This is a genomic window from Listeria farberi (assembly GCF_014229245.1).
Classification (GTDB): Bacteria; Bacillota; Bacilli; order Lactobacillales; family Listeriaceae; genus Listeria; species Listeria farberi.
Genome location: NZ_JAARZJ010000003.1, coordinates 36509 through 61499 on the forward strand (window position 1 = coordinate 36509; position 24991 = coordinate 61499).

25 protein-coding genes, 1 pseudogene and 1 other annotated feature (1 of these 27 only partly in view) are annotated in these 24991 nt (G+C 36.7%); of the genes and pseudogenes, 23 read left to right on the plus strand and 3 right to left on the minus strand.

Going from position 1 to position 24991, the window contains the following annotated elements:
* The first annotated feature begins 27 nt into the window (after positions 1 to 27).
* Positions 28 to 1641: a putative polysaccharide biosynthesis protein gene (locus HCB45_RS03325; RefSeq protein ID WP_185607789.1), complete on the plus strand. Its 1614-nt coding sequence runs from the start codon at positions 28 to 30 to the stop codon at positions 1639 to 1641.
* Between the two features lie 9 nt (positions 1642 to 1650).
* Complete coding sequence (locus tag HCB45_RS03330) at positions 1651 to 2304, plus strand: phosphatase PAP2 family protein (RefSeq protein WP_185318926.1); 654 nt, start codon at positions 1651 to 1653, stop codon at positions 2302 to 2304.
* 36 nt (positions 2305 to 2340) lie between these two features.
* Here HCB45_RS03330 and HCB45_RS03335 read toward each other — a convergent pair whose 3' ends face one another.
* A complete protein-coding gene (locus HCB45_RS03335) occupies positions 2341 to 3171 on the minus strand; it encodes an NAD(P)H-hydrate dehydratase (RefSeq protein WP_185607788.1) in 831 nt (276 codons plus the stop codon).
* A 104-nt stretch (positions 3172 to 3275) separates the two neighbouring features.
* Here HCB45_RS03335 and HCB45_RS03340 point away from each other — a divergent pair, with 104 nt between their 5' ends.
* The 9 genes from HCB45_RS03340 (at position 3276) to HCB45_RS03380 (ending at position 11225) form a co-directional block, all read left to right on the plus strand.
* A complete protein-coding gene (locus HCB45_RS03340) occupies positions 3276 to 3689 on the plus strand; it encodes an NUDIX hydrolase (RefSeq protein WP_185618804.1) in 414 nt (137 codons plus the stop codon).
* A 74-nt stretch (positions 3690 to 3763) separates the two neighbouring features.
* The gene (pepV, locus tag HCB45_RS03345) at positions 3764 to 5176 is read left to right on the plus strand and encodes a dipeptidase PepV (RefSeq protein ID WP_185618808.1); all 1413 of its coding nucleotides are present in this window, start codon (positions 3764 to 3766) and stop codon (positions 5174 to 5176) included.
* Between the two features lie 112 nt (positions 5177 to 5288).
* Positions 5289 to 6158 (plus strand): D-amino-acid transaminase, encoded by an 870-nt coding sequence (gene dat, locus HCB45_RS03350; RefSeq protein WP_185318922.1) that lies wholly within the window; start codon positions 5289 to 5291, stop codon positions 6156 to 6158.
* Between the two features lie 223 nt (positions 6159 to 6381).
* Positions 6382 to 6822, plus strand: coding sequence for a MarR family winged helix-turn-helix transcriptional regulator (locus tag HCB45_RS03355; protein ID WP_185318921.1), 441 nt, complete (start codon positions 6382 to 6384; stop codon positions 6820 to 6822).
* Positions 6819 to 8294 carry a multidrug efflux MFS transporter MdrM gene (mdrM, locus tag HCB45_RS03360; protein ID WP_185318920.1) on the plus strand — a complete coding sequence of 492 codons (1476 nt, stop codon included), beginning with the start codon at positions 6819 to 6821 and terminating at the stop codon, positions 8292 to 8294. Before HCB45_RS03355 ends, mdrM begins: the two co-directional genes overlap by 4 nt.
* 205 nt (positions 8295 to 8499) lie before the next feature.
* Positions 8500 to 9282 carry a phosphotransferase family protein gene (locus HCB45_RS03365; protein WP_185618811.1) on the plus strand — a complete coding sequence of 261 codons (783 nt, stop codon included), beginning with the start codon at positions 8500 to 8502 and terminating at the stop codon, positions 9280 to 9282.
* 6 nt (positions 9283 to 9288) lie between these two features.
* Positions 9289 to 9933 carry a tRNA (guanosine(46)-N7)-methyltransferase TrmB gene (trmB, locus tag HCB45_RS03370; RefSeq protein ID WP_185607785.1) on the plus strand — a complete coding sequence of 215 codons (645 nt, stop codon included), beginning with the start codon at positions 9289 to 9291 and terminating at the stop codon, positions 9931 to 9933.
* A 61-nt stretch (positions 9934 to 9994) separates the two neighbouring features.
* A complete protein-coding gene (locus HCB45_RS03375; protein WP_185607784.1) occupies positions 9995 to 10843 on the plus strand; it encodes a YtnP family quorum-quenching lactonase in 849 nt (282 codons plus the stop codon).
* 133 nt (positions 10844 to 10976) lie between these two features.
* Positions 10977 to 11225, plus strand: coding sequence for a metal-sensitive transcriptional regulator (locus HCB45_RS03380; RefSeq protein WP_003762493.1), 249 nt, complete (start codon positions 10977 to 10979; stop codon positions 11223 to 11225).
* 36 nt (positions 11226 to 11261) lie between these two features.
* Here HCB45_RS03380 and HCB45_RS03385 read toward each other — a convergent pair whose 3' ends face one another.
* Positions 11262 to 11573, minus strand: a complete 312-nt coding sequence (locus tag HCB45_RS03385) for a PepSY domain-containing protein (protein ID WP_003762492.1) — start codon at positions 11571 to 11573, stop codon at positions 11262 to 11264.
* A gap of 194 nt (positions 11574 to 11767) precedes the next feature.
* Here HCB45_RS03385 and HCB45_RS03390 point away from each other — a divergent pair, with 194 nt between their 5' ends.
* The 8 genes and pseudogenes from HCB45_RS03390 (at position 11768) to HCB45_RS03425 (ending at position 19916) form a co-directional block, all read left to right on the plus strand.
* Positions 11768 to 12841 carry a M42 family metallopeptidase gene (locus HCB45_RS03390; protein WP_185318916.1) on the plus strand — a complete coding sequence of 358 codons (1074 nt, stop codon included), beginning with the start codon at positions 11768 to 11770 and terminating at the stop codon, positions 12839 to 12841.
* Complete coding sequence (locus HCB45_RS03395) at positions 12834 to 13052, plus strand: hypothetical protein (RefSeq protein WP_185607782.1); 219 nt, start codon at positions 12834 to 12836, stop codon at positions 13050 to 13052. The genes HCB45_RS03390 and HCB45_RS03395 overlap by 8 nt, the downstream gene beginning before the upstream one ends.
* Positions 13053 to 13162: 110 nt before the next feature.
* Positions 13163 to 13477: pseudogene (locus tag HCB45_RS03400) on the plus strand (thioredoxin family protein); the annotation flags it as partial.
* 34 nt (positions 13478 to 13511) lie between these two features.
* The gene (locus HCB45_RS03405; RefSeq protein ID WP_185618817.1) at positions 13512 to 14312 is read left to right on the plus strand and encodes a DUF1444 domain-containing protein; all 801 of its coding nucleotides are present in this window, start codon (positions 13512 to 13514) and stop codon (positions 14310 to 14312) included.
* A 5-nt stretch (positions 14313 to 14317) separates the two neighbouring features.
* Entirely contained in the window at positions 14318 to 14935 is a 618-nt protein-coding gene (ytpR, locus tag HCB45_RS03410; protein ID WP_185318912.1) for a YtpR family tRNA-binding protein, read from the plus strand.
* 309 nt (positions 14936 to 15244) lie between these two features.
* Positions 15245 to 17587, plus strand: a complete 2343-nt coding sequence (locus HCB45_RS03415) for a DNA translocase FtsK (protein WP_185618822.1) — start codon at positions 15245 to 15247, stop codon at positions 17585 to 17587.
* A 295-nt stretch (positions 17588 to 17882) separates the two neighbouring features.
* The gene (gene murC / locus HCB45_RS03420) at positions 17883 to 19226 is read left to right on the plus strand and encodes a UDP-N-acetylmuramate--L-alanine ligase (RefSeq protein ID WP_185618825.1); all 1344 of its coding nucleotides are present in this window, start codon (positions 17883 to 17885) and stop codon (positions 19224 to 19226) included.
* Between the two features lie 144 nt (positions 19227 to 19370).
* A complete protein-coding gene (locus HCB45_RS03425; RefSeq protein WP_185318909.1) occupies positions 19371 to 19916 on the plus strand; it encodes a peroxiredoxin in 546 nt (181 codons plus the stop codon).
* 38 nt (positions 19917 to 19954) lie between these two features.
* Here HCB45_RS03425 and HCB45_RS03430 read toward each other — a convergent pair whose 3' ends face one another.
* A complete protein-coding gene (locus HCB45_RS03430; RefSeq protein WP_185318908.1) occupies positions 19955 to 21067 on the minus strand; it encodes a M29 family aminopeptidase T in 1113 nt (370 codons plus the stop codon).
* 255 nt (positions 21068 to 21322) lie between these two features.
* Here HCB45_RS03430 and HCB45_RS03435 point away from each other — a divergent pair, with 255 nt between their 5' ends.
* The 4 genes from HCB45_RS03435 (at position 21323) to ccpA (ending at position 24869) form a co-directional block, all read left to right on the plus strand.
* Positions 21323 to 21778 carry a DUF948 domain-containing protein gene (locus HCB45_RS03435; protein WP_185318907.1) on the plus strand — a complete coding sequence of 152 codons (456 nt, stop codon included), beginning with the start codon at positions 21323 to 21325 and terminating at the stop codon, positions 21776 to 21778.
* Between the two features lie 21 nt (positions 21779 to 21799).
* Positions 21800 to 22324, plus strand: coding sequence for a YtxH domain-containing protein (locus HCB45_RS03440; protein WP_185318906.1), 525 nt, complete (start codon positions 21800 to 21802; stop codon positions 22322 to 22324).
* A gap of 217 nt (positions 22325 to 22541) precedes the next feature.
* On the plus strand, positions 22542 to 23627 hold the full coding sequence (locus tag HCB45_RS03445; RefSeq protein ID WP_003767131.1) for a bifunctional 3-deoxy-7-phosphoheptulonate synthase/chorismate mutase: 1086 nt from the start codon (positions 22542 to 22544) through the stop codon (positions 23625 to 23627).
* Between the two features lie 234 nt (positions 23628 to 23861).
* Positions 23862 to 24869: a catabolite control protein A gene (ccpA, locus tag HCB45_RS03450; protein ID WP_185318905.1), complete on the plus strand. Its 1008-nt coding sequence runs from the start codon at positions 23862 to 23864 to the stop codon at positions 24867 to 24869.
* Positions 24870 to 24922: 53 nt separating this feature from the next.
* Positions 24923 to 24991: a binding site (T-box leader), on the plus strand; it runs 140 nt beyond the window's last position.

Here is a 24991-nt window from a genome sequence, read left to right on the forward strand (position 1 = left end):
ATAATTTAATGTAAAGGAAGTTAGACGATGGGTTCAAAACTGCTCAGAGGAACATTTATTCTGACGCTAGGGACATTAATTTCTAAAGTGCTCGGAATATTGTATGTGATTCCGTTTTATGCAATTATTGGAGGAGATGAACCAGCGCTTCTATATAATTTCGGTTATGTGCCGTATCAATTATTCTTAAGCATTGCAACTGCTGGGATTCCGCTGGCTGTTGCTAAATATATAGCAAAGTATAATGCGATGGAAGAATATGCTGTAGGTAGACGTTTATTTAAAACCGGGGTATATTTAATGATTTTCTCCGGCATTGTCTGTTTCCTAGCAATGTATGGACTTGCTCCAACGCTTGCTCGTATGCAACAACTAGAGGGCGGCTATAGTTTAGCAGATGGCATTCAAGTTATTCGTGCCGTTAGTTTTGCCTTACTAATTATTCCAGTAATGAGTTTACTTCGAGGCTTTTTCCAAGGATATAATTCGATGGGGCCTTCTGCTGTATCCCAAGTATTAGAACAAGTTGTTCGGATTATGTTTTTACTTGCCGGGACTTTTATTGTCATGTATGTACTTGATGGGAATGTGGTAACAGCTATTAGTATCGCTACTTTTTCCGCTTTTGTCGGCGCTTTTGCAAGTCTGCTTTTACTGCTTTGGTATTTTTATAAACGAAAACCTGGACTTGATCGAATGCTTTTAGAAGATAGAGGGACAGTGAAAATTTCTATCCCAACACTTTATAAAGATATTATTCTTTCGGCCATTCCTTTTATTATTGTTGGTTCAGCTACATCGCTTTATCAATTGATTGACCAGTTTACACTAGGACGAGTATTAGAATATATAGGTATTTCTCCAGAACTAGTGAATTCTTATGTGGCAATTATTAACTTTGATGTACAAAAATTAATTATGATACCTGGTACACTAGCAATTGCATTTTCGATGGCGCTTGTTCCACTTGTTACAGGTGCTTATGTAAGAAAAGAATATGCACAAGTGAAACGTCAACTTAATGATGTTTTTCAAATTTTGTTATTTTTAACAATACCTGCTTGTTTTGGAATTGCGATGCTAGCAAGACCACTATTTACGGTGTTTTTCTCACCTAGTGATAATGGTACAGCGCTTCTACAGCTTTTTGCGCCGATTGCTATTTTGTTTTCATTATTTAGCGTATCAGCTGCAGTTCTTCAAGGGATTGATGAACAAAGATTTACTGTGCTTGGTTTGTTACTAGGTTTACTAGCTAAATCAGTTCTTCAAATGCCGCTTATTATGTTATTTGAGGCAAAAGGCTCCATTATTGCAACAGGAATTGGCTATGCTGTATCTTGTGTTTTCATGCTTCTTATTATTAAGAAATATGTTCGTTTTTCCTTTAAAGTTATTTTGCGGCGAACGGTTCTTTTCTTAGTGATGACGGCTCTAATGGGAGTCGCGGTTATTACACTTTATATTATAATGTCTCACTTTGTAACGACGGACCGGAAAATCCCTGCATTAATGATTACAATCGTTTGCGGCGGAATTGGGGCAATTTTCTACGGTTATATGGCGTTTAAACTCCATTTATCTGATAAATTATTTGGACCACGTGGAACAAGGTTACGTGAAAAATTAAGAATTCGCTAGGAGGTTTATATGAAAAAAACACCATTTATTATTAGCGGTATCGCCCTCCTTGGATTTATTTTCTTTATGAGTGGGGTTATGACCGGAGCAAAGTGGATTCAACGTTTTGACTATTATTGGAATAGTGTTATCCGTGTGGGTATTACGGATGCTAAAACTACCTTGATTTCTTATCTAACGGATATTGGTGGGGTAGCTACCATTTGTATTTTAACGGCAATCCTTATCGTTATATTTGTATTTATGCGAAAAGTGGATATGGCGATTTGGTTTGGCGGTATTGTTTTAATTGGTGGAGCACTCATTCCTTCGATTATTAAAAATATCGTCCAACGTCCAAGGCCTACCTATAAATTAATCGAACAAGGTGGATTTAGTTTTCCAAGTGGACATTCAACTGGTTCAACAGTATTTTATGGAATGCTTGCTTTCTTGTTAATTCTATACGTGAGCCGCAGATGGCTTCGATTTACAATTGGTATTCTAGCGTTAGGTCTTGTTATTTTCATCATGTATTCGCGTGTTTACTTAGGGGTTCATTTTCCAAGTGATGTGGTTGCTGGGTTCTTAATTGGTAATGCAGCGCTTTTCAGCGGAATCGGATGTTACTTCATTTGGAATGAAAAATTAGCATTATGGGCGAGTAGATTTAAAAAAGCATAGAAAAAATCCTCTCTTTTAAAAAGGGAGGATTTTTTATTAAGCATGTTCATCTGTTTCACTAAAAATTTTCAAGTAAGTTGGTAATTCTTCGGCGATTTCGGTTGGAAGTACCACATAGCGTTTTTTTGCTAAAATTTCGCCGATATAGCTGTGAAGGAAGACTGCGGCTAGTGTGCCGGTAATTGGCTTTTCGGTTTGCGCCATTAATCCACAAATTGTGCCCGCAAGCGTATCCCCCATACCGCCAGTCGCCATCGCTGGCGTTCCATACATGTTTTGCCAAGCGGACTCACCGGAATACACTTTCGTACGATGACCTTTAAGTACGATTGTTGCGTCAATAGCAAGGGCTACATCAGTTGGCGTAACAGCATCTGGTGCTAGTACTCTAAGTCGTTCCCATTCTCCAGCATGAGGCGTAAAAGTTAGTTTCGCGGCAGGATGGGGATTTTCTCCTTTTGCATAAATAGTAATCCCATCACCATCAATAATTACTTGCTGATGTTCGGTTGAATTTTGTAATACTAATCGAAAAATTTCTTCCGCATAAGCGCCTAGTCCAAGTCCAGGGCCAATTAATATCGTATCAAATTGGCTGATTTGTTCGCTGAGACTCGAGATATTTTCATAATCAATAAACATGCATTCAGGTATTCTTGTTTGAAGAGCAGGACGGTTAACACTATCGGAGGCCACGGTTGTTAAACCAGCACCACTTTTGACACAAGCTTCAGCCGCCATAATAGCAGCGCCACCAAATTGTTTATTTCCAGCGACGATTAAAACACGCCCGTAATCACCCTTATGTGTTTCATCTTCACGTTTAGGAATCCAAGCGCACATTGCTTTTGGTGTTATTTTTTTCATTTTTGTAAAACCTCCTTATGACACTGGCTTTTATCTACTCAACCGGGTAAAATAAAGAACAGATAAATCATGTTTATCTTAAATGATAAGGAGGCTTTTGTAAAATGAAACCTATATATCCTGCAGTGAAAGCAGTTATCGTAAAAGACGGGAAATTTTTAGCATTAAAGAAAAAAGGGGTAGAAGGAGAAGTTTTTGAACTTCCTGGAGGCCGAATGAATTACGGTGAAACACATGGGGAAGCTCTTTTTAGAGAAGTTTATGAGGAAACTAAATTACAAGTACAGCCATTTATTTTATATGATACATGGGAATTTTTTCATAAGGACTTCCAAATTACCGGTGTTATTTATTTAGTGGAAATGCCAGAAGGTGGCAAAATCGAATTATCCGATGAACACGAAGAATATCGCTTTTTACCACTAGAAAAAGAAAGTTTAAACATAATGGATATCGTTTTTTCTGCACGCATGGAACGCTGGGATTTTGAAGCAATTAAAGGTTTTATGAGAAAATAGGGAGTTCCGGCTTCCAAGCTACGTAAAAACAGTTTACAATAGAGAAGATAAGTTTGAAGGAGGGAATAACAATTATGACAGAAATTAATTGGCAAAAAGAAGTGGAATCACGCAAAGATGATTTCTTAGAAGATTTAAAAGGGCTTCTTCGCATTCCGAGTGTTCGCGATGACAGTAAAAAAACAGAGGATGCGCCGTTTGGACCGGACGTGAAACGCGCGCTCGACTATATGATTGAGCTTGGTAAAAAAGACGGCTTCACAGCGAAAGAAGTTGGAAACGTAGCAGGACACCTTGAATATGGCCAAGGAGAAGAACTAGTTGGCGTTTTAGGCCACGTAGATGTAGTACCAGTTGGTGATGGTTGGACGAACGGACCATTCGAACCAACTTTACGCGACGGCAAATTATACGCTCGTGGGGTTGCGGACGATAAAGGCCCAACAATCGCAGGTTACTATGCACTGAAAATCATTAAAGAGCTAGGTTTACCACTTTCTCGCCGTGTTAGAATCATTGTTGGTTCTGATGAAGAAAGCGGTATGAGCTGTGTGGAACGTTATTTTGAAACAGAAGAACAACCAACACTTGGTTTTGTTCCTGATGCAGAATTCCCAATCATTCACGCAGAAAAAGGTATCTCAGAACTAGATGTATCTTTTAAAGATGGTGAAGCAAGCGGGGAAGCGGCTTTCCGTTTACTTAGCGTTGAATCAGGCGAGCGTTACAATATGGTTCCTGATCATGCGACAGCTATTTTAGAAGACGTAAAAGACTTTGATAAAGTAGCAAGTGCATTCAAAAACTTCCTAGCAAACCATCCAGTAGAAGGAACATTAGAAGAAAACGGCAAATCCGTTAAAATTAATATTGTCGGTAAATCTGCGCATGCGATGGAACCGAATAACGGAGTAAATGCTGGTCTTCATTTAGTAGCTTTCCTTGGTAAATTCAAGCTGACTGGTGCGGCAAATGATTTCGTAACATTTGGTCGTGACTATCTATTTGGCGATTCCCGCGCAGTTAAATTAGGTATTAGCTATGAAGACGAAGAAAGCGGCGAACTAACAATGAACGTTGGCGTTATCCGTTATGATGTTGCAGAAGGCGGCAAATATGGACTTAATTTCCGTTACCCAGTTACTGCTAGCATGGATAAACTTAAAAATAAAATGCAAACAGTCGTATATGAGTATAATGCGCAGTATACACATTACGATGATTCCAAACCGCTTTTCGTACCAAAGGATCATCCACTTATTCAAACTCTACAAGAAGTGTATACAAAACAAACAGGGGAAGAAGCTACCTTGCTCGCGATTGGTGGCGGAACTTATGCACGTCATATGGAGACTGGTGTTGCGTTCGGAGCACTATTCCCAGGCCGTGAAGACACGATGCACCAAAAAGATGAATTCAGTTATTTTGATGATTTATTAAAAGCTACTGCAATTTATGCAGAAGCGCTTTACAAATTAGCAAAGTAAGGGGTATAATTGAAAAAATTAACTGCTGCAAGGCTTAGTTTTGCGGCAGTTTCTTTGTTTCATTAAGTTTTTAGATAGTTCCAAAAATTAACTATGCAAGGAGAGACTCCAGATGAAAGTATTAGTAAATAACCATTTAGTGGAAAGAGAAGATGCCACAGTTGACATCGAAGACCGCGGATATCAGTTTGGTGATGGTGTATATGAAGTAGTTCGTCTATATAATGGAAAATTCTTTACTTATAATGAACACATTGATCGCTTATATGCTAGTGCAGCAAAAATTGACTTAGTTATTCCTTATTCCAAAGAAGCATTACGTGAGTTATTAGAAAAATTAGTTGTTGAAAATAACATTCATACAGGGAATGTCTATTTACAAGTGACTCGTGGTGTTCAAAATCCACGTAATCATGTAATGCCTGATGATTTCCCATTAGAAGGTGTATTAACAGCAGCCGCTCGTGAAGTACCGAGAAATGAGCGTCAATTCATTGAAGGTGGAACAGCGATTACAGAAGAAGATGTACGCTGGTTACGCTGCGATATTAAGAGCTTAAATCTACTAGGAAATATTCTAGCAAAAAATAAAGCACACCAACAAAATGCTTTGGAAGCTATCCTGCACCGCGGGGAACAAGTTACGGAATGTTCTGCTTCTAACGTTTCTATTATTAAAGATGGAGTTCTATGGACCCATGCGGCAGATAACTTAATTTTAAATGGTATTACTCGTCAAGTTATCATCGATGTTGCGAAAAAGAATGGTATTCCTGTTAAAGAAGCTGATTTCACTTTAACAGATCTTCGTGAAGCGGATGAAGTGTTCATTTCAAGTACAACTATTGAAATTACACCTATTACGCATATTGACGGAATTCAAGTAGCTGACGGAAAACGTGGACCAATTACCGCGCAACTTCATCAATATTTTGTAGAAGAAATCACTCGTGCGTGTGGCGAATTAGAATTTGCAAAATAATAAACTAAAACCTTCCTTTTTTAGGGAGGTTTTTTTAGATTTAGTTACCTATGTAAAAAATTATATAACTTTTTTTAGTCGTTGAAGCTTCTTATTTGGCTCCGCTTTCAAACTAAAACTTACGCTTTAAAGCAATTGACAAATTTTTTTGAAGGTGTATAATTCAAAAGGCTAATAGTTCGTATGCGAAATATTTGGAGGCGAACGATACGGAGGGAAGTTAATGGACGAGAAATTAGTAAAAGAGGTAATTTTCTCTTTTCGTGAAGTGCAACGAAAAACGCATCATGTGTTAGCAGAAGAGGCTGCTAATCGTGAAATCACTACAACACAATTACTTGCAATTAGAGAACTACAAAAAGAGTCGGATTTGACACTTGGTGAACTGGCAGAACGCATGAAACTGGGGAAAAGTACTGTGTCTGGCATTGTTGATCGATTAGTAAAAGCTGGATTTTTAAAAAGAACAAGAAATGAAAGCAACCGTCGTGCGCTTAGTTTGGAATTAACTGAAAAAGGAGCGACGAAAGCTGCAGAAACCTATCATGTGTTTTTTAACCGCTTAGAACCTATTCTGGAAATTGGCGAAGATAGGTTAAAAGAAATGTTAGATATACATCAAGAGATAATTACAATTTTAGAAAGGGAAGGTGCAAGAAATTGAATATGAAAGCAGCAAGTACATCAGTGAAGCGTAACGGAATTTTAATTGTTATGCTGATGGGCGCCTTTGTTACGATTCTCAACCAAACGTTGATGAATGTCGCTCTACCAAGTATTATGAAAGATTTTGGAATTACCGCCAGTCAAGGACAATGGTTATCGACTGGTTTTATGTTAGTAAATGGTGTTATGATTCCAATGACAGCCTTTTTAATTGAAAGGTTTACGACTCGTCAACTTTACTTATTTGCGATGATTACTTTTGCAATTGGTACTGCGATTGGTGGATTTGCAACTGATTACACAATGCTTATAGCTGGTCGTATGGTACAAGCAATTGGCGCTGGTATTGTCATGCCGCTTCTAACGGTGGTTGTATTAAACTTATTCCCGATGGAACGAAGAGGACGAGCAATGGGCTTAATTGGTCTAGCTATGAACTTTGCCCCAGCAATTGGTCCGACACTCTCAGGTTGGATTGTTCAGCAATATGATTGGCGTAATTTATTCTTTATTATTATTCCATTTGCAATACTTGATATTGTAGTAGCAATCTTCTTACTTAAAAATGTCGGTAAAAGAACTTTCCCGAAACTCGATATACTCGGAGTAATTATGTCAACTGTTGGGTTCGGTAGTTTATTACTTGGATTTAGTAACGCCGGAGATCACGACTGGTTAACTTGGAAAGTAGCCGGATTTATTATTCTTGGTTTAGTGGTATTAGGTATCTTTATCCGTTATCAATCAAGCAACAAAGCGCCACTTCTTAATTTTAAAGTATTTAAATATCCAACATTTGCACTTACAACAGCAATTAGTTTCTTTGTTGTGATGGGACTTTTTGGCGGTATGTTGTTACTACCGATTTTCTTACAAACTGTTCGAGGATTTTCACCGCTTGAATCTGGTTTAGTTCTTTTACCTGGTGCGCTTGTTACCGCTATACTTTCGCCGGTGACTGGAGTTATGTTTGACCGGTTTGGAGCGAAGTATTTATCTTTAGTAGGATTAGTTATTATGGCAGGATCAACGTTTATGTTTACAAATCTAGATGAATCAACAACTTTAACTTTTATTATTATCATTCAAACTATTCGTTCAGCAGGTATGGCGATGGTAATGATGCCACTTCAAACAGCTGCACTCAATTCGCTACCACTAAAACTAGCATCTCACGGTTCGGCGATGTTTAATACGATGAGACAAGTAGCTGGCTCGATTGGTACAGCGGCACTTATTACTGTAATGTCAAAAAGTGCTGCAAGTTTTGCAGATAAACTAGGCCCAGCAGATGTAATAGGAAAAACAAAAGCAGAAGTTGCTAATCATGTGCTTATTCACGGAATTGAAACAGCCTTTTTAGTCGCAGGAATTCTTTCTGTAGTAGCTTGTATTTTAGCTTTATTTATTCAAAAAAATAGAAGTGCAATGGATCCAATTGTCACTAAAACAGAAGAAGTAAAAAATTAATAAAAAGCGCATTCCATTTTAATGAGAATGCGCTTTTTTCATGCAAAATAGTCCGCTATATAAAAAAATACGCAGAACGAACATATGTTGACTTGACGAGAGCGCTTAAGAGAAGTAAAATCATGAATAGTTACCAATTTGTTCGGAAGTGAAATAAACAGGGGATAATGAAGTTGCAAAGAGCTAATAAAAGGTGTGCATGTAAATGAAAGATAATTTTTTTGGGAGAGAATATGACATAGCGCCGGCCGGTGGAGAAACTGGTCAAGCATTTGTTGCAACACATGAAGACGAAAAATTCTTTTTAAAAAGAAATTCTTCGCCTTTTTTAGCGGCGCTTTCAGTAGAGAACATTGTTCCAAAGCTCGTCTGGACAAGGAGAGTAGAAAACGGAGATGTTATCACTGCGCAAAAATGGGTAAATTGTCATATTTTAACTCGGGAGGAAATGATTGGTCCAAGAGTAGCAAAACTCTTGGCGAAAATTCACCACTCGGAAAACTTGCGTCATATGCTCGGGAAAATCGAAAACTGTTATTTTTCTGCTCACCAATTACTTGCTCGTTTAAAAGCAGAAGTTGAAGTAAAAAATGAAGCTACGAAATCAATGCAAACAGCGATTGAGTATTTAGAACAAAATATTATAGCTGTTGAGAATGTGGATTATGTTGTTTGTCACGGGGATGTAAACCATAATAATTGGATTATATCGGAAGAAAATGAATTATTCCTTGTTGATTGGGACGGTGCAATGCTTGCTGATGCTGCAAACGATTTAGGAATGATATTATACCAATATATCCCGCGTAAAGATTGGGAAGATTGGCTTTCTAACTATGGAACGACATTAACTAACGAATTACATCGTAAATTAAAATGGTATACACTTTGCCAAACGGTCATGCAACTTACTACTAACCACTCTGAAGAAGCATGCGAACGAGCAAAACAAATTTTTCAAAATGCAATAGAAGATGATGAGGTGTAAAGAAAGATGCGTGTAAAACATAAACCATGGGCAAAAGATCGATTAGAAGAATTTCCAGCGATCTATATTAAAAACCCAGAAGATTTCAAGGGAAGCTGGCACGAAGTATTTGGCAATAATAATCCTATCCATATTGAAATTGGTTCTGGTAAAGGCCAGTTTATTAGCGGGATGGCAAAAGCAAATCCTGAAATTAACTATATCGGCATTGAAATGATTGAAAGCGTCCTAGTTTCTGCACTTGATAAAGCAATTGAAGCAGAAGTACCTAATTTGCGACTTGTAGCAAGAGATGCCAAAATGCTGGAAGAATCTTTTGAAAAAGGAGAAATAGCGCAAATTTATTTAAATTTCTCTGATCCGTGGCCCAAAAAACGGCACACAAAACGCAGACTAACGAATCCAAGCTTTTTAACCATTTATGAGCGATTATTACCAAAAGCAGGGGAGATTCATTTCAAAACGGATAATCGCAGCTTGTTCGAATATTCGTTAGTGGCTTTTTCTGAATATAATATGTTACTAACTTTTGTATCACTTGATTTGCATAATAGCGATTACGAGGGGAATATAAAAACTGAATACGAAGAAAAATTTTCAGCTAAAGGATTCCCAATCTATCGTCTTGAAGCAAAATTTGATAGAAATTAACTAGGATAAACCAGGTGCATTTGCTGCATCTGGTTTTTATTATTAATTGGAGGCGTTAAAAATGGATTCCATTCAAATTGGAGAAATAAAAGTTTATTGGTTGCGTGGAGGCTATACTCATTTTGATGGCGGAGCAATGTTTGGAGTTGTCCCAAAACCTTTATGGGAGAAAAAATATCCGGCAAACGAAAAAAATCAAGTAGCTAATGTAACTGATCCGATGTTTTTTCAGTATTTAGGGAAAAATTATCTAATTGATAGCGGGTTAGGGAACGGGCGATTAACTGAAAAACAAAAGCGTAATTATGGGGTAACTGAAGAGTCTTTTGTATTAGAAGATTTAGCAAAACTAAATATTGCCCCTGAGGATATAGACTACTGTTTAATGACACATTTACATTTTGATCACGTTCTAGGTTTGACAGGTTGTTCAGAAGAGGGTTATTATTCTATTTTCCCAAATGCGGAGATTTGGACTTCTGAAATTGAATGGGACGAAATGCAACACCCGAATATTCGTTCAAAAGCAACTTATTGGCAAGAAAACTGGCAAGCAATAAAAGGGCAAGTCCGCACATTTACAAAAGAAAAGCATTTTAATGATGCAATTAAAATGGCCCACACTGGAGGACATAGTGCTGGACATTCGGTTGTTTGGTTTGAATCAAACGGAGAACGAGCGATTCATATGGCAGATATTTTTCCGACATTTGCTCACCAAAATATTTTATGGGTAACGGCATATGATGATTATCCTATGACATCCATCGCGGCAAAACAAGATATTTTCGAGCAAATTTTTGGGAAAAATTATTGGTTTTTATCGTATCATGATGCTAGATTTCGAGCAGTTAGAATTGGTGCAAATGGGGAAACTGACGCTGAACTAAAAATAGAAAATCGAAATTAAGAAGTGGAATTCCGCTTCTTTTTTTGAGGGTATTTTTATTTTGTGTTATTATATAACTTATAAAGCTTTATTCAAAGCCGAAAACATAACCTGGGGAGGGGGTTGTTTTCTGTTATACTATAAGGGGGTATATATGAAAAACGAACAAAAGAAAGCGCTAGTAACAAGGTTCGCGAAGATTGAAGGTCATGTGCGTTCAATCAAAAATATGACAGAGGAAGATCGTGATTTAGAAACAATTATGCAACAAATAGCAGCCGTTAAAAAAGCAATGGATGCAGCTGCAAAAGTGATTTATACAGAACAAATGAAAGAACTGATTGAGCAAGGCGTGGTGGACGAAGCTGTTATTAAAAAGAAAATTGACAGTTTTATTCGTTAAAAAAACGACTACCCACTTGGGTAGTCGTTTTAATTTTTAGGCTAAATACACATCAATGATTGTTCCTGTGTTAGCGTCTGCGATAAATTCGAATTGTTTTTTCTCGCCTTCACGAATGCAAGTGATACCACCGTGGTATACGAATGTATCAATAGCGAATTTTTTGTAGTGTTGCTTTTTTAGTTGAATCCAAGAACCTTCAATAGGTCCTTCTTGTTTGAATGCATTTTTTACATTTTCTAAGATGACGTCTCCTGAAATTGTTTTATCGCTAAGTAAATAATGATAAACAAGGTGTCCAGCTGCTGCTCCTGCTCCAACGCCGGCAATGAAAGCTTTCCAGTTCATCGCTTTTCCTCCCTAGTGTTGTCTATTCTATTTAAAGACGTTTTTGAACATCTCTTTTAACCATTATACTACAAATTTTTGATTATAAAAGGATTTTTGAACGCGCTTTCGATAAAAGGGAGAAGTAAGGCGAGCGGAAACATATTTTATTTGCTATAATAAAAGAGATTTCAGATGGAAAGAGATGATTATTAATGGAAAAAGAAACGTTAGCAATGTTTAAAGAATTAACGGAACTTCAAGGTACTTCAGGTGATGAACATAGAATTCGTGCGTTTATGCGAAAAGAACTTGAACCGGTTTCCGATGAAATTATCCAAGATGGCTTAGGTGGCATTTTTGGTGTGCGACACGGAGCTGCTGATGGTCCGCGCGTATTAGTTGCGGCCCATATGGATGAAGTTGGCTTTATGGTAACACAAATTACAGAAAATGGTTTGATTCGTTTCCAAACAATTGGTGGTTGGAATCCGCAAGTTTTACAAGCGCAACGTGTGCAAATTATGGCGCCAAGTGGTCCTGTAATTGGGGTTGTGGCTTCTGTTCCTCCGCATTTGTTATCAGAAGCGGAACGTAGCAAACCGACTGACCCGAAAAACTTACTTATTGATATTGGTGCGGATGATAAAGCGGATGCGGAAAAAATCGGTATTAAACCAGGGCAATTTATTGTTCCTGTAGCTGAATTCACTCCACTTGCGAATCCAAAGAAAATTTTAGCTAAAGCGTGGGATAACCGTTATGGTGTCGGTCTTGCAATTGAGCTTATGAAAGAATTAAAAGGGGAATCTTTACCGAATACGCTTTTTGCTGGTGCAAATGTGCAAGAAGAAGTTGGACTTCGCGGTGCAGGTGTTAGTGCCAATATGGTTCAACCAGATTTGTTTTTTGCGCTAGATGCTAGTCCTGCCAATGATACAACTGGGAATAAATCGCAATTCGGTCAAATTGGCCAAGGTTTCTTATTACGTATTTTTGACCGGACAATGATTATGCACCGTGGTATGCGTGAATTTTTACTTGATACTGCGGAAACAAATAAAATTCCATATCAATATTTTGTTTCGCCTGGTGGAACGGATGCTGGAAAAGTGCACACGTCACTTAGTGGTATTCCGAGTGCGGTAATTGGTGTTCCAGCTAGATATATTCACTCATCTAACTCGATTTTACACGTGGATGACTATGCGGCGGCGAAAGAAATGATTACAACGCTTATCCGCGGTCTGGATAAAACAACTTTTGAAACCATTAAAAACAATGCGTAAAATAATCAAAAGACCAGTATTTTTGGTTGGATTTCTACTTTTGGTAGCAAGTCTAGTGTTCTTAGTAGGTTACGCTACAGGGATACCTTACCTTCGCGATGCTGAAATTGGCTGGATTATTACCACCCTAATTGCGGGAGTGATGACGTTAATCGTTGGTTATTTTAATCATTATATAGAAAAGAAAAAAACGCAATCTAAAGTCCGGTGAAAAGTTTGGCTCTTATAACAGAGCCGGACTTTTTTCATGAGCGTTATTCTGGACGAAAGTTAGCTAAGGCGTTAGGATTTAACTAGTATGAAAGAAGAAGGAGCGAACAAAAAATGAAAAACTTAGAATCAGTAGAACAATTTAATGAGATAAAAGTGGAAGGCAAATCTGTTTTTATGTTTAGCGCTGATTGGTGCGGCGATTGTAAATATATTGAACCTGTAATGCCAGAAATTGAAGCTGAAAACGAGGATTTCGTTTTTTATCATGTAGATCGTGATGAGTTTATTGATTTATGTGCTGATTTAGCGATTTTTGGAATCCCTAGTTTCCTTGCTTTTGAAGATGGTGAAGAAGTAGGGCGTTTTGTTAGTAAGGATAGAAAAACAAAAGAAGAAATTAATGATTTTCTAGCTGCAATATAAAAAGTGACTGCTTTTTATGGAAGGGGAGGCACCTATGGCAAAAATGACCACATTAAAAATGAAAGAACGACTAGAGAAGGAGCTGGATAAACCTAACCGGCAGTTTGCTTACGATCGAGATAGTGACACGCTTTCGGTTACTCAAAATGGCAAAAAAGTAACTTTGGCTATCCCGCAAATCATCGCAAATTATGAAAACGATGGTGAAGCTGCGATTGAAAAGATTATTTACTATGTCGAAGAAGGTTTTCTGGCTACATCCGGAAATATTGAACTTAAAAACAATACAGCGAATATTTTCCCTGTTGTTAGAGCGACTTCTTTTCCGAATACCACCAAAGCGGGAGAGGCGCTATTAACAGATGAACATACCGCCGAAACGAAAATTTTCTATGCATTTGATTTAGGAAAATCCTACCGTTTCATCGAAAAAAATATGCTGGAAAAAGAAGGATTATCCCATGAAGAGGTCAGAAAAGTAGCCTTCGATAATCTAAGAAAACTGGAAATTCCGCTAAAAAAAGATTCGGTTAATGGAAATGATTTTTATTTCGTGCGTACAAATGACGGCTATGATGCGAGTCGTTTGCTAAATGTTGATTTTCTTCAGCAAATGCGCGAAAAGCTAACTGGAGAAATGGTGCTTGCTGTGCCGCATCAAGATGTTTTAATTATTGGTGCTATTAAAGATAATACCGGCTATGACGTTTTGGCTCACATGACGATGGACTTTTTCGCAGATGGTCTTGTGCCGATTACCTCTTTGCCATTTGTATATAATAATGGTAAACTTGAACCGATATTTATAATGGCAAAAAACAGATTAAAGGAGTAGAAAACGTGATAGTTAATGCATTTTATAATGAAAAAGGGGTAGGGGACACTCTACTAATTGAAACAGGCGAAGTAACATTTGAAAATCGTGAGTGGGAGCGCCGTGGTGATGTAGCGCGAATTTTTGACCGCGAAACAAAAGAAGTAGCTGGTTTCAATATTTTTAACAGCTCGAAATACTTTGATATTACTGCAAATGGCAAAGTAGATTTAACGGAAGAACTTGTTGCGTTAATGAACCAAGTTATCGAAAAAGCGGGATTTGAACCTGAAATCGTAGCTGATTTAACTCCAAAATTTGTGGTTGGATATGTGGAGTCGAAAGAAAAACACCCGAATGCGGATAAATTAAATGTATGCCAGATTAATGTAGGTGGGGAAGTGTTGCAAATTGTTTGTGGCGCCCCGAATATCGAAGCTGGACAAAAAGTAGTCGTTGCGAAAATCGGAGCAGTAATGCCTAGTGGTTTAATTATTAAACCATCTAATTTGCGAGGCGAAGATTCTTTTGGTATGGTATGTGCCGCGCGTGAATTAGCAATTCCTAATGCGCCAACTGAAAAAGGTATCCTTGTTTTAGAAGATTCCGCTACTCCGGGAGAAGAATTTCCGGTAAATTTTTAAATAATTGATTTTTTTAAGCGCCTGATGCTATATCGGGCGCTTTTTTTGCTTGCTAAATCCGCCACTTTGTGAAGATAAGTAAAATGTAGAACAATACACCTTTTATTGTATACAAAATATACATAAATCGTACAAAATAAAGATAATTTTCAAGGGATAACAAAAACTTATATCGGGTTTAAACCTAGTTGTATCAAGGTATTATAACGAATATGGCTCGAAAAATAGCGAATTCACAATTTTGTCATAGATTATTTTGATTTTGTCTGTTAAAATCAAACAAGAAAATTAAATTTAGGGTGATAATGAATGGGATGGTTTAAAGATTTTTTCTTTGGCGATATGGATGAAGAAGTAGATACATATGAAAATACGCCTACTAAGAAAGTAGAAAAGAAAGTAACATATGCTCCTGAAGTAGAACCGAAATCAAAAGTTACAGCAATTAAAACAAAAGAACGAAATATAAGAAACGTAAGACCTGCACCAAAAAGTGTAGTACCAAAGCAAAAACAACTGCAGCCAGTGAAACGGCAAGTAAAAGCACAAATGGTATATCAATATCCAAAAGGCGAATTTCGTTTTCCACTAATACCTGATAAGCCAGTCAGCCAACCATTTCAAACAAAGCAACAACCAACTAGAACTTTCCATCAAACGAGCGAAAAGCCTGTTGTAAAAGAAGAGACAAGAAAACGACCTTTTGCCGCGACAGATGTTCCGTCTCCTGTTTATGCATTTAATAAAAGACCGAGTAAATATGAGTTTGCGGTGTCTGAACCAGATGAAATTGCAGAAATTCAAGAAGATTTAACTATTCCTCCAGTAGACTTACCAGAGTTAGCAGAAGCAGAAACAATTGCTTTTGATACAGAAATTGAAAGACAAATAGAAGATACTTACCCAGAAGAAGTTGGGATTGAAGAAGTAGTAGAGGAACCAATTTTGGCTAGTAATGAAACTACTCCAGTTGAAACAGCTCCAAAACGTGTGACACTTATTCAAGAAGAAGCGACACAAATACCTAAACCAAAAAAACAAGTTGAAGCAAGCAGACAAGAACAAATGTTGAAAAGCAGAATCCCATTTAACGTTATGATGGTTAAAAAAGATAAACAAGCACTTCAAAAAGAACCAATAGCTGAAGTTATCCAAGAGAAAGAAGTAATTAGTGAAAATATTCACCCTACTACCACAACACAAGAAAAACAAGTAGCACCAGAATATCCAAACAATTACCAATTTCCGTCATTTAGACTTCTGCATCCGCCCGTATCGAAACGAGAAGATGATTCTTGGTTACAAATGCAACAAGAAATGCTAGATGAAACATTAGAAAATTTCAATGTTCATGCGAGTGTTGTTAATAGAACACAAGGTCCTGCTGTAACTAGATTTGAAGTCCAACCAGAAAAAGGGGTCAAAGTAAGTAAAATCACTAATTTAACAGACGATATTAAGCTAAACTTAGCTGCAAAAGATATACGAATAGAAGCGCCAATACCTGGTAAGAGCACGGTTGGTATTGAGATTCCAAATCAAACGAGTCGCCCAGTGATGCTTTCTGAGTTAATGAATACAGAAGCGTTTCAATCATCTAAGTCGCCGTTAACAGCCGCACTTGGTCTTGACATTTCAGGGACCCCGATTATTACTGACCTTCAAAAAATGCCTCATGGCTTAATTGCCGGGGCTACAGGGTCAGGTAAAAGTGTTTGTATCAACTCACTACTTGTGAGTTTGCTCTATAAAGCGACTCCTGACCAATTGAAGTTGCTTTTAATTGATCCGAAAATGGTCGAACTAGCTCCGTATAATCGTATTCCACATCTTGTGAGCCCAGTAATTACAGATGCAAAAGCAGCAACTGTTGCACTTAAATGGGCTGTCGAAGAAATGGAGCGTCGCTATCAACTCTTTAGTCATACCGGAGTTAGAAACATGGAAAAATATAATGAATATGCAAGTCATCCCGACCATACTGGGGAAAAATTACCTTATATTTTAATTGTTATTGATGAATTGGCTGATTTAATGATGGTTGCACCGAATGATGTAGAAGAATCTATTAGCCGTATTGCACAAAAAGCTCGGGCATGTGGTATCCATATGATTGTAGCGACGCAGAGACCATCTGTAGACGTAATTACCGGTCTTATTAAAGCTAACATCCCGACACGTGTTTCTTTCTCTGTGTCTTCGCAAATCGATTCTAGAACTATCCTTGATGCAAGTGGTGCTGAAAAACTTCTTGGAAAAGGAGATATGCTTTTCTTACCAAGTGGTGCAAGTAAACCAGTACGCCTGCAAGGTACTTTTGTTAGTGATGAAGAAATCGATGCAGTTGTAGCTCATGTTCGAAGTCAAGGTGAAGCTGACTACATCTTTGAAGAACAAGAATTACTTGTAAAAGAATCAGTTAAAGAAAACACTGATGAATTATTTGAAGAGGCCTGTGACTTTGTTTTAAGTCAAAATGCTGCATCTACTTCATTACTACAAAGACATTTCAGGATTGGTTACAACCGAGCGGCTAGATTAATGGAATCTCTTGAAAATCATCAAATAGTTTCAGGAATTAATGGATCAAAGCCACGCGACGTTATTATCACAAAAGATCAATTAGCTAAACTTAGAAACAAAGAAACTTAATTTTATAGTACTAAAATAACACGTTACTTAATTAGTTTTACAAATTACTTCTCTTTTCATGAGTAATTTCGCTTATATTCGCTGAAAGATTTTTCTAATTACATGGAAAGTGATATAATAAGCTGGTGAATTATTGACTCAACTATGAAATCAAACAAAAAACACAATTGGAACGTAAGATGATGTCTAGAAAACGGAGACTTTATACTGTTTTCAAAGTTAAGACTTGGTGCTTAACAGTTAACATGTTTTTTTTAGGCACCCTCTTCAAGATAAATTAATGGGGGTTCAAATAATGACTATCTATCATTTTGTTGGAATAAAAGGGTCGGGGATGAGTGCACTTGCTCAAATCCTGCATGATAAAGGTTTTCAAGTGCAAGGTAGCGATGTAGACAAATATTTTTTCACACAGAAGGCATTAGAAGAAAAGCAAATACCAATTATGACGTTTTCAGCAGATAATATAAAAGAAGGCCTAACAATTATTGCTGGTAATGCTTTTCCAGATACACATGAAGAAATTAAGCGTGCTAATGAGCTTAATCTTCCCGTGATTCGATATCATAAATTTTTAGGTCAATTAATAGATGGCTATACAAGTATTGCAATAACTGGTTCTCATGGTAAAACATCGACAACTGGTCTTCTTTCTCATGTAGTCGGTGCAATTCGTCCCACTTCTTATTTGATTGGCGATGGAACTGGTAGCGGCACAAAAGATGCTAAATATTTTGCATTAGAAGCTTGTGAGTATCAACGCCATTTCTTAGCTTACAAACCAACTTATGCAATTATGACAAACATTGACTGGGATCATCCAGACTATTTCAAGAGTGTAGATGATGTATTTAATGCATTTGAAACGCTTGGTAAACAAGTGAAAAAAGCAGTCTTTGCCTTAGGAGACGATGTTGAACTACGCAAATTATCATTAGACATACCGATTGTTTATTTTGGCTTTGGTTCTGAAAATGAATTTCAAGCTAAGAATGTTAATAAAGAAACTACTGGAACTAAATTTGATGTCTATCATCGTGATGAGTTTTTAGCTTCATTTGAAATTCCTGCTTATGGGGACCATAATGTTTTAAATGCTTTAAGTGTTATTGCGCTTTGTGACTATGAAGGATTACCAGTTGACGAAGTAAAAAAAGAATTAAAAACTTTCGAAGGCGTAAAAAGAAGATTTAGCATTACTGAAAAAGGAAATCAAGTTTTAGTAGATGACTATGCGCACCATCCTTCAGAAATTCGTGCGACTGTTAATGCTGCTAGACAAAAATATCCAACTAAAAAAATCGTCGCTGTATTTCAGCCGCATACATTTACAAGAACACGCACCTTCTTACAAGGTTTTGCGGATAGCTTGAATTTAGCAGATGAAGTTTATCTTTGTGACATTTTTGGCTCTGCGCGCGAAAAAACCGGTAATTTAACTATTGCTGATTTAGCGCATAAAACCAAAGGAAATCACATTATTAAAGAAGAACACACAGAAGAATTATTACAGTACTCAGAAGCTGTTATTTTGTTTATGGGAGCAGGAGATGTTCAAAAATTCCAAGCTGCCTATGAAAAAGTTCTTGATAATGAAAATATAACTAATGAAGTTCTAAAAAAAAGTGCGATTAATTAACTTTGAATAAAGCATGTCATTTATTTGGCATGCTTTTTGCTTGTTTGTAATTAGTATAAATAAAGCTTTACAGTATTTCTTAGGTGTATTAAAATATACCATGTGAGACAAAATACAACTACATAAATTAATGGAGGGATAAAAGTGGCAGAACGTTTAGTAGGCACCCAAGCTCCAAGATTTGAAATGGAAGCTGTTATGCCAAATCAGACTTTCGGAAAAGTTAGTCTAGAGAAAAATATAGAAGACGATAAATGGACAGTTCTCTTTTTCTATCCAATGGACTTTACATTTGTTTGTCCGACAGAAATCGTTGCAATTTCCGCTCGGTCAGATGAATTTGATGCATTAAATGCGCGGATAATTGGTGTTTCAACAGATACGATTCATTCGCATCTTGCTTGGACAAATACACCAATTAAAGAAGGCGGAATTGGGAAATTAACCTATCCGCTTGCTGCTGATACAAATCATCAAGTAGCTAGTGATTACGGGGTTCTAATTGAAGAAGAAGGTGTGGCATTACGTGGGCTTTTTATTATTAATCCAAAAGGTGAAATCCAGTACGAAGTGGTGCACCATAATAATATTGGACGTGAAGTCGATGAAGTGTTAAGAGTACTTCAAGCCTTGCAAACTGGTGGACTTTGCCCGATAAACTGGCAACCTGGTGAAAAAACAATTGTTTAAAATAAAAAGTGCTTAGGATTTACTCCTAAGCACTTTTCTTATACTAAGTTTTCTGGATTAAGAGGAGTTAATTCAGGAAGTACGAAAATGCCATCTTTACGAATAAGCACATCATCAAAATAAATTTCGCCGCCGCCATAATCAGCGCGCTGAATATTTACTAAATCCCAATGAATAGCTGATTGATTGCCATTAAACGCTTCATCATAGCATTGCCCGGGAGTAAAATGAAAACTTCCTTCAATTTTTTCATCAAAAAGAATATCTTGCATTGGTTCATGAATAAACGGATTGACACCGATAGCAAATTCTCCAACATAACGAGCGCCTTCATCAGTATCTAAAACTTTATTAAGACGATCCGTATCATTTGCAGTCGCTTTGACAATTTTTCCATCTTTAAAAGTGAAAGAGACATTTTCAAATGTAAAGCCTTGGTACGGTGAAGGAGTGTTATAAGTAAGCGTTCCATTGATAGAATCGCGAACTGGAGCAGTAAATACTTCGCCATCTGGAATGTTCATTTCGCCAGCACATTTAATTGCTGGAATACCTTTAATACTAAATGTTAAATCTGTTCCTGGTCCAACTAAGTGAACTTTATCTGTTTTATTCATAAGATCTACTAAGCCGTCCATTGCAGTGCTCATTTTACCGTAATCTAGATTACATACATCAAAATAGAAATCTTCAAAACCAACTGTACTCATTTTTGCAAGTTGTGCCATGGAGGAGCTTGGGTAGCGAAGTACAACCCATTTAGTTTGTTTTACGCGAATATCTGAATGCATTTTACCAACAGTCTCGCCTTGGATTTTTAATTTATCTGCTGGAACATCAGAGGATTCATTGATATTTTCACCAGCGCGTAACCCTATGTAGGCATCCATTTCTTTCATAACATTGCCTTCGAATTCAGCAATTTTTGCATATTGTGCACTATCTGCACCGAGCATCATTGCGCGGTCGATTTGTGGTTCTTTTAATGAAACGAATGGAAAACCGCCAACTTTATACGCTTCTTCCACTAAAGCCATCACTAGTTCTTTTTGCACTCCGAAGTTTTCAATTAACACTTTTTCTCCAGCACCAAGTTTGACGGAATAGTTAATCAAATTATGCGCTAATTTTTCGATTCTTGCATCTCTCATATTGTAACCTCCCTAGTTTTAATTAAAAATAGGCAAAAAGCAGCCTGTATCCATTTTACTCCAAATTACACCAAAAGCAACCTTCTGTAACAAATTAGCAGGTTTCTTTCATATTAGTTTATTTTTCAGCAGTTACTTGCTAAAATGAAGCTAATACCTTTTCTTTTTTACATTTTGTACATAGATTCATTAGAGAAGAAAGTTTTAGAGGGGAATACTCAGGGTATAGAAAAAAGAATATGGAGGTGTGGATAGATGATAGTAATTTTGTATATTGCAGCACTCATTGCCGCAATTGCGCTTTTAGTTATTGCCATCTATTTGGGAAAAACATTAAAATCAACTTCCCAAACAATGGATGAGGTAGCTAAATCGTTAGAAAAAATAACCATAGAAGTACAAGGGATTACAGGCGAGTCACAAAAATTGCTTGATAAGACCAATACACTTCTAGAAGATGTAAATGGCAAAGTTGCGAAAGTTGATCCAGTTTTTGATGCAGTTGGTGATATTGGAACTTCTTTACTAGGATTAAGTCAATCTGTTCGCGAATTAGCAACACTCGCAACTAACAAAGTAGAACAAAATGAAGCAAAAATTTCTCAAGCTGTCTCAATTAGCAATTCAATTCTTTCTTTTAGAGAAAAGATGAAAGCGAATAAAGCAGCGAAAGAAGCCGCAAAAGAAGCTCGAGAGCAATCTAATTTCTAATATAATTTGGAGGGATTTAACATGGCAGAAAAAGAAGGTATTAATACAAAAGATTTTCTAATCGGTGGTTTAATTGGTGCAATCGTTGGTTCAGCCGCAGCACTTCTATTTGCACCTAAATCAGGTAAAGAACTACGTGAAGATTTAAATACACAAGTAGATACAATTAAAGAAAAAGGCAACCAATGGAAAGATGTTGCTTATGAAAAAGGTATCGAAATTAGTGGTGTAGCAAAAGGAACAAAAGATAAATTAGTTGATTCCGCTGGCGGATTTGTGGATGTTGTGAAAGACAAATCAGGAAAATTAGCTGATACAGTTTCTAAACAAAGTAAAGCCGTGAAAGAAGTTGTTTCACAAAATAAAGAAGAAAACCAAGAAGCTGCTAAAAAAGCGGCAGATGCTGTAAAAAGTGAAGCGAAAGATGCTGCAAGCGATGTAGAAAAAGCTGCAGATAAAGCAACAAAAGAAGCAAAAAAATCACTAGATGACGGTAAAGATGAAGCGAAAAAAATTGCTTCTGATGTGAAAAAAGAAGTAAAATAAAACTGAGTTAAAAAACAGCCTTACGAGGCTGTTTTTTTATATAAAAAAAGCAATATCCGCTTGTAATTTCTTTTAAAACATGTTAACATTAATTTTACATTATTTACTTTAATGCTTAAAAGCGATTAAGTATAAAAGTGGATTCGTGACAAATTATCTGTTTTCCTCTATAATGAGAAATAATCTTGGAGCAGATTTTTAGAAGGGTGGAAGTAAAATGGTTAATACAAATTTAGAGGAACTTAGAACAGAGGTGGATCAATTAAATATTGATTTGCTTGAATTAATTAGTAAACGTGCCAATTTAGTACAAGAAATCGGTAAAATCAAAGGAACACAAGGTTCTCTTCGTTTTGATCCATTACGTGAAAGAGAAATGCTTAATACGATTCTTGCAGCAAATAAAGGACCTTTTGAAGATAGCACGGTTCAAAAATTATTTAAAGAAATTTTTAAAGCGGGATTAGAGCTTCAAGAAGAGGATCATTCTAAAGCGTTACTTGTTTCTAGAAAAAATAAAAAAGAAGATACGATTGTTACAGTTAAAGGATTACCAATCGGAAACGGTGAGCCCGTATTTGTTTTTGGGCCTTGTTCGGTAGAATCTTACGAACAAGTTGCTGCGGTTGCTGAATCTATTAAAGCAAAAGGCCTAAAACTTATTCGTGGTGGCGCATTTAAACCTCGTACTAGCCCATATGACTTCCAAGGATTAGGTTTAGAAGGACTGAAAATTTTAAAACGTGTATCAGATGAGTATGGTTTGGCTGTTATTAGTGAAATCGTCACTCCAGCTGATATCGAAGTGGCACTTGACTATGTTGATGTTATTCAAATTGGTGCAAGAAACATGCAAAACTTCGAATTACTAAAAGCAGCTGGTCGTGTGGACAAACCAATCTTACTAAAACGTGGTTTATCTGCTACTATTGAAGAATTTATCGGTGCTGCAGAATATATTATGTCACAAGGAAATGGCAAAATCATTTTATGTGAACGTGGTATTCGCACATATGAAAAAGCGACAAGAAACACACTTGATATTTCTGCTGTTCCAATTTTGAAAAAAGAAACACATTTACCAGTTATGGTTGATGTAACCCATTCTACTGGTAGAAAAGATCTTTTACTTCCATGTGCGAAAGCTGCTCTAGCTATCGAGGCTGATGGTGTAATGGCGGAAGTTCACCCAGATCCAGCTGTTGCATTATCGGATTCTGCGCAACAAATGGATATTCCTGAATTTGAGGAATTTTGGAATGCAATCTTAGCTAGTAATTTAGTTCCTCATAAAATAAAATAATATTGAAAAACCTTGGTAAGCCAGGGTTTTTTATTTTGGTTAAAATTAATAATGCATAATTGGTATTTAATACTAACATTCAATGCCATTTCGGTATGAAAATAAATGAAAATAAAGAGTAAAAACAATTGCATATCGAAAAAAGTTATCGTATTATTAAGGGAAGGCAAGTTTGTTTCCGTTTACAATGGTATATAGAGCCATTAAAATAATGAATATGGAGAGTGAATAGGGATGAATGTAACAATTTATGATGTTGCTCGTGAAGCGAATGTTTCTATGGCGACGGTATCTCGGGTAGTTAACGGCAATCCGAATGTTAAACCAGTAACAAGAAAGAAAGTATTGGATGTTATTAATCAATTAGGTTATCGTCCTAATGCAGTAGCTAGAGGTCTTGCAAGTAAACGTACAACGACTGTCGGTGTAATTATTCCTGATATTTCTAACGTTTTTTATGCAGAGCTTGCGCGCGGAATTGAAGATATTGCGACAATGTATAAATACAATATTATCCTTAGTAATTCGGACGAAAATGAGGATAAAGAACTTCAAGTACTAAATACACTGCTTGGTAAACAAGTAGATGGTATTATTTATATGGGGGAACGAATTTCTGAACAATTACAAGAAGAATTTGACCGTTCTCCTGCACCAGTAGTTTTAGCTGGAGCGGTAGATATGGAAAATAAATTAGCTTCTGTTAATATCGATTACAAAGAAGCGACAAAAGAAGCAGTGAAACGTTTTGTAGATAATGGACATAAGCAAATCGCTTTTGTTAGTGGTTCCTTAAATGAGCCTGTAAACCGTGAAATGAAATTGGCTGGTTATAAAGAAGCGCTAGAAGAAGCTGGTATTACTTACCAAGAAGACTACATTATTGAAGCAAAATATAATTACAATGCTGGTGTAAAAGTTTGGGAAGAATTAAGTGCATTATCTAAGAAACCAAATGCTGTTGTTGTTGCGGATGACGAGCTAGCAATCGGAATTTTAAATGCGGCTTTAGATGCGGGCGTTAAAGTTCCTGGAGAATTAGAAGTCATGACAAGTAACAATACAAAATTAACATTAATGTCACGTCCGCAACTTTCTACAATCGTACAACCTTTATACGATATTGGTGCAGTAGCGATGCGTTTATTAACAAAGCTAATGACGAATGAAGAAGTAGACGAAAAGACAGTTATCCTTCCACATAGTGAAAAACTTCGTGGAACTACAAAAGAAAAAAAATAAGTTGACAGCATTTTTAGCGGTATGTTATAAATGTATGTATACTTTTCATAATGAAAATGACTATGAACGGACGAAGTAGTTGCTTATTCTTATTCCTAGAGAGCTAGTGGTTGGTGAAAACT

Bases quoted from the DNA above. Each gene is read 5' to 3' on its own strand.
- HCB45_RS03325 (WP_185607789.1), top strand. From the start codon at position 28: ATGGGTTCAAAACTGCTCAGAGGAACATTTATTCTGACGCTAGGGACA.
- HCB45_RS03330 (WP_185318926.1), top strand. From the start codon at position 1,651: ATGAAAAAAACACCATTTATTATTAGCGGTATCGCCCTCCTTGGATTT.
- HCB45_RS03335 (WP_185607788.1), bottom strand. From the start codon at position 3,171: ATGAAAAAAATAACACCAAAAGCAATGTGCGCTTGGATTCCTAAACGT.
- HCB45_RS03340 (WP_185618804.1), top strand. From the start codon at position 3,276: ATGAAACCTATATATCCTGCAGTGAAAGCAGTTATCGTAAAAGACGGG.
- pepV (WP_185618808.1), top strand. From the start codon at position 3,764: ATGACAGAAATTAATTGGCAAAAAGAAGTGGAATCACGCAAAGATGAT.
- dat (WP_185318922.1), top strand. From the start codon at position 5,289: ATGAAAGTATTAGTAAATAACCATTTAGTGGAAAGAGAAGATGCCACA.
- HCB45_RS03355 (WP_185318921.1), top strand. From the start codon at position 6,382: ATGGACGAGAAATTAGTAAAAGAGGTAATTTTCTCTTTTCGTGAAGTG.
- HCB45_RS03365 (WP_185618811.1), top strand. From the start codon at position 8,500: ATGAAAGATAATTTTTTTGGGAGAGAATATGACATAGCGCCGGCCGGT.
- trmB (WP_185607785.1), top strand. From the start codon at position 9,289: ATGCGTGTAAAACATAAACCATGGGCAAAAGATCGATTAGAAGAATTT.
- HCB45_RS03375 (WP_185607784.1), top strand. From the start codon at position 9,995: ATGGATTCCATTCAAATTGGAGAAATAAAAGTTTATTGGTTGCGTGGA.
- HCB45_RS03380 (WP_003762493.1), top strand. From the start codon at position 10,977: ATGAAAAACGAACAAAAGAAAGCGCTAGTAACAAGGTTCGCGAAGATT.
- HCB45_RS03385 (WP_003762492.1), bottom strand. From the start codon at position 11,573: ATGAACTGGAAAGCTTTCATTGCCGGCGTTGGAGCAGGAGCAGCAGCT.
- HCB45_RS03390 (WP_185318916.1), top strand. From the start codon at position 11,768: ATGGAAAAAGAAACGTTAGCAATGTTTAAAGAATTAACGGAACTTCAA.
- HCB45_RS03395 (WP_185607782.1), top strand. From the start codon at position 12,834: ATGCGTAAAATAATCAAAAGACCAGTATTTTTGGTTGGATTTCTACTT.
- HCB45_RS03405 (WP_185618817.1), top strand. From the start codon at position 13,512: ATGGCAAAAATGACCACATTAAAAATGAAAGAACGACTAGAGAAGGAG.
- HCB45_RS03415 (WP_185618822.1), top strand. From the start codon at position 15,245: ATGGGATGGTTTAAAGATTTTTTCTTTGGCGATATGGATGAAGAAGTA.
- murC (WP_185618825.1), top strand. From the start codon at position 17,883: ATGACTATCTATCATTTTGTTGGAATAAAAGGGTCGGGGATGAGTGCA.
- HCB45_RS03430 (WP_185318908.1), bottom strand. From the start codon at position 21,067: ATGAGAGATGCAAGAATCGAAAAATTAGCGCATAATTTGATTAACTAT.
- HCB45_RS03435 (WP_185318907.1), top strand. From the start codon at position 21,323: ATGATAGTAATTTTGTATATTGCAGCACTCATTGCCGCAATTGCGCTT.
- HCB45_RS03440 (WP_185318906.1), top strand. From the start codon at position 21,800: ATGGCAGAAAAAGAAGGTATTAATACAAAAGATTTTCTAATCGGTGGT.
- HCB45_RS03445 (WP_003767131.1), top strand. From the start codon at position 22,542: ATGGTTAATACAAATTTAGAGGAACTTAGAACAGAGGTGGATCAATTA.
- ccpA (WP_185318905.1), top strand. From the start codon at position 23,862: ATGAATGTAACAATTTATGATGTTGCTCGTGAAGCGAATGTTTCTATG.